The organism is uncultured Thermomonas sp. (assembly GCF_937872235.1).
Classification (GTDB): Bacteria; Pseudomonadota; Gammaproteobacteria; order Xanthomonadales; family Xanthomonadaceae; genus Thermomonas; species Thermomonas beijingensis.
Map to the genome: position 1 here is coordinate 1 of NZ_CALMPC010000005.1, position 2,864 is coordinate 2,864.

4 protein-coding genes are annotated in these 2,864 nt (G+C 59.1%); 2 read left to right on the plus strand and 2 right to left on the minus strand.

The features are described from left to right. Together QWB57_RS00595 and QWB57_RS00600 are read left to right on the plus strand one after the other, a co-directional pair. Positions 1-204: PfkB family carbohydrate kinase (locus tag QWB57_RS00595; RefSeq protein ID WP_288967872.1), on the plus strand; the 204-nt coding region annotated here is incomplete at its 5' end. A gap of 163 nt (positions 205-367) precedes the next feature. Beyond that, on the plus strand, positions 368-1,102 hold the full coding sequence (locus tag QWB57_RS00600; RefSeq protein ID WP_288967873.1) for a hypothetical protein: 735 nt from the start codon (positions 368-370) through the stop codon (positions 1,100-1,102). A gap of 29 nt (positions 1,103-1,131) precedes the next feature. Here QWB57_RS00600 and QWB57_RS00605 read toward each other — a convergent pair whose 3' ends face one another. Both QWB57_RS00605 and QWB57_RS00610 read right to left on the minus strand, forming a co-directional pair. After that, the gene (locus tag QWB57_RS00605; RefSeq protein WP_288967875.1) at positions 1,132-1,854 is read right to left on the minus strand and encodes a hypothetical protein; all 723 of its coding nucleotides are present in this window, start codon (positions 1,852-1,854) and stop codon (positions 1,132-1,134) included. A gap of 80 nt (positions 1,855-1,934) precedes the next feature. Next, on the minus strand, positions 1,935-2,750 hold the full coding sequence (locus QWB57_RS00610; RefSeq protein WP_288967877.1) for a D-hexose-6-phosphate mutarotase: 816 nt from the start codon (positions 2,748-2,750) through the stop codon (positions 1,935-1,937). Positions 2,751-2,864 lie beyond the last annotated feature (114 nt).

Below are 2,864 nucleotides of genomic sequence, written 5' to 3' on the forward strand. Positions count from 1 at the left end.
ACCGACCCCACCGGCTGCGGCGATGCATTCCGCGCTGGCCTGATTTTCGGCATCGAAAAAGGCTACGACTGGGTGACGATTGGCCGCATGGGAAACTTGATGGGGGCGCTCAAGGTTGAACACCCCGGCACCCAAAACCAGCGCTTTGATTACAACGAATTTGCCGAACAATTCCGCCAGCAATTTGGGTATGCGCTGAGCTAAAGCGGGCATTAGTAAACGCCCCTGCGTTGGTTACAGCCCGAACCCATCCGACCTCATCTATCCATGCATGGCTGATAGCGGAGAACATCTGCGCTGCTTCCCAACGACTGCCGTACTGCAGTCGTTTCGTGCGCTAGATGTACCCTCGTGGATCACACGCTGCATGGGCAGCGTGCAGCAATGGGCCGTGTTGCACGGCTGGGACTATCTTGTCCTCGATGATGCTTTTCTCGAGCTTCCACCGCACTGGGTGCGCCAGCGCTGCGGCAGCAATTTGTATGCAAAGACCGATGTTGCCCGCCTCATCTGGGCGAAAGAGGTGCTGTCTCACCAGTACGATCGTGTGATTTGGGTTGATGCCGATGTGGTGGTTTTTGACCCGGATGGGCTTGCACGGCATGTCAATGCCGTCCATGAATACGGGTTTGCGCACGAGCTATTTCTGCATATCGAAGGCCATCGCACCAAGCCGATTTGGGGGCTCAACAATGCCGTGATGGTGTTCGATCGCCACACGCCTATGCTCCAGAATTACCTGCAGCTTTGCCTAGAGCGCCTCGAGCACCACCAAGGCGAGCTGCCTCGTACGGCCATCGGTCCGACGCTGTTGAATCAACTGAACCACGCCAGTGACCTCCACCAAATCCAAGGGGTGGGCCTGTTCACACCCGCGATGCTGCACCCGTTTGCCGCAGGCCAAGATGCGCTGATGCGCCTATATCTATCGCATTGCCCGGTGCTACCCGCTGCGGCCAATCTTTGCCACTTCATGCGCAATGCCACGATCGCAGCACAGCGACCTGCATTCGATCGCATCTACTCGATCGCCACCGAGCGATTGTTACACCAAGGCCTTACGCTCACTTCGCGCCGTGACCCCAACATCCAGCACTATTGAAATGCGCATGCAACCTCCCTGCCGCAAGCTCAATTCCACTTCGGCAGCCGCTCCGGCTGCAAGCCACTGACTTCAAACTGCACCGTGCGTTTGCCCACGGCTTTGGTGGGAAACTCGATCGACAGTTGCTTGCCGGTTTTGGCGAGCTTCCACAGCGCTTTGTGATCATCAATGAACATCGCGATGGCCTCGTCGGTCTTGGGCCGTGAGCCGGGCAAGCTGACCACCTTGCCATCCAGCGTCACCTTCAACTTGCAGCCGCCGTAGCAATCGAAATCACCGGCCTGCAACACCAAGTAAGCGCTGCGGCCCCAGCTGGGGTGATCGCGGAAAATCAAACGTACCGGATGCGCGCCGCTGCCATCGGTATCCACCGGCTCTTGCGAATAAATCGCCGCAGACAATTGGTGCCCGTTGGGCTTCACCAGCTCATCCCCGTAATCCCATAGCGCCGCCAAACGTTGCTGCTGGGCTTCGGCCTCGGCCTTGGCACGCACAGCTTCCAGCTGATCCTTGACCCGCGCTGCCGCATCGGTGGTCGGATGATCCACTTGCAGCACTTCCCCATAGCCCTTGGCCAAGCGCCAGTTGTGCGCCGCCACGGCCTCGTTGAATTGCTTTTCCATCACTTCGGCGGCCTGTTCTTGCGCCGCTTTCTGGGCGGCGGCGGCCTTGGCGGCAGCCTCCGGGTCTTGTCCCTTGCAGGCGCACAAGACTAAGCACGTGGCAATGGCAATCGGCAGATATTTCATCGGTGCATCCTTGTTCGGAAAACTCGCGAGCCGGCATTTCAACATGCGCACGCGGGCTGCGCATCGGTACACCGACACATTCAACCCAGGCACTGCATCCCGCGCCAATATTCGCCGGCCTGCAACAGCACCGGTTGCAACACCTGCCCGGCCTCCACACATACAAACTGCCGCCAGTCATCAGGTGCAAGATCACCGATGCGCGCGCACAACGACGGGCCCGGGCTCCACAGCACCGCATCGGCAAAACCCTCTTGTTCGATGTAAAGCTGATGCCCCCCATCCAACAGCGTCAGCGGCGCCACCACGTCGTTGTAGATGCGGTCGGTTTCACCATTGCATCTGACTTCAAACTCACTTTGCCGATGCAAGGTGCCACCGTTGACACTGTCCTCGAAGTCGCAACCTTGCAGGCCTTCGATGCTGACTTGCGCGATGTCATCCACACGCAAATAGGTGTGCAGCGCAGCGGTGAATGCGAACGCGGTAGCACCGATGTTTTCAATGTCCAATGTTACGCGCAGCTGCTTCGCCGTCAGTGCAACACGCAGACGCGCAATACACCCATGCGGCCACTGCGCGTCGGCATCGCAGCGCAGCACAAACACAGCGGCATCGGCATCGACACCTTCAAATGCCCACGCATGATTGCGGGCAAAACCATGCTTTTGCAGCGCGCCGCGTTCACCAAATTGCGGGAAAATCACCGGGATGCCGCCGCGAATTGGGTTGCGGCCATCGAACACCGCACGTTCGGATAAAAACAAGCGCTCGCGGCCATCGGCCGGCACCCACGACAACACCTGCGCACCGTGCAAGGCAACCAACGCATGAGCGCCGTGCTGGGTGAGCCGAATACAAGGAAGACCGTGGGCGGCTTCAGAGTGTGTTTGCATGCGGGCAAGTGTGCCACGCCGGTGCGATAATCCCGCCATGAGCCCGCAACAGACCCCGCCCGACACCACCCACTTCGGCTTTCGCGATGTGCCGGTGGCCGAAAAACAAAAATT

Coding starts and splice junctions, on each gene's coding strand:
- QWB57_RS00605 (WP_288967875.1), bottom strand. CDS start 1,854: ATGAAATATCTGCCGATTGCCATTGCCACGTGCTTAGTCTTGTGCGCC.
- QWB57_RS00610 (WP_288967877.1), bottom strand. CDS start 2,750: ATGCAAACACACTCTGAAGCCGCCCACGGTCTTCCTTGTATTCGGCTC.
- QWB57_RS00600 (WP_288967873.1), top strand. CDS start 368: ATGGGCAGCGTGCAGCAATGGGCCGTGTTGCACGGCTGGGACTATCTT.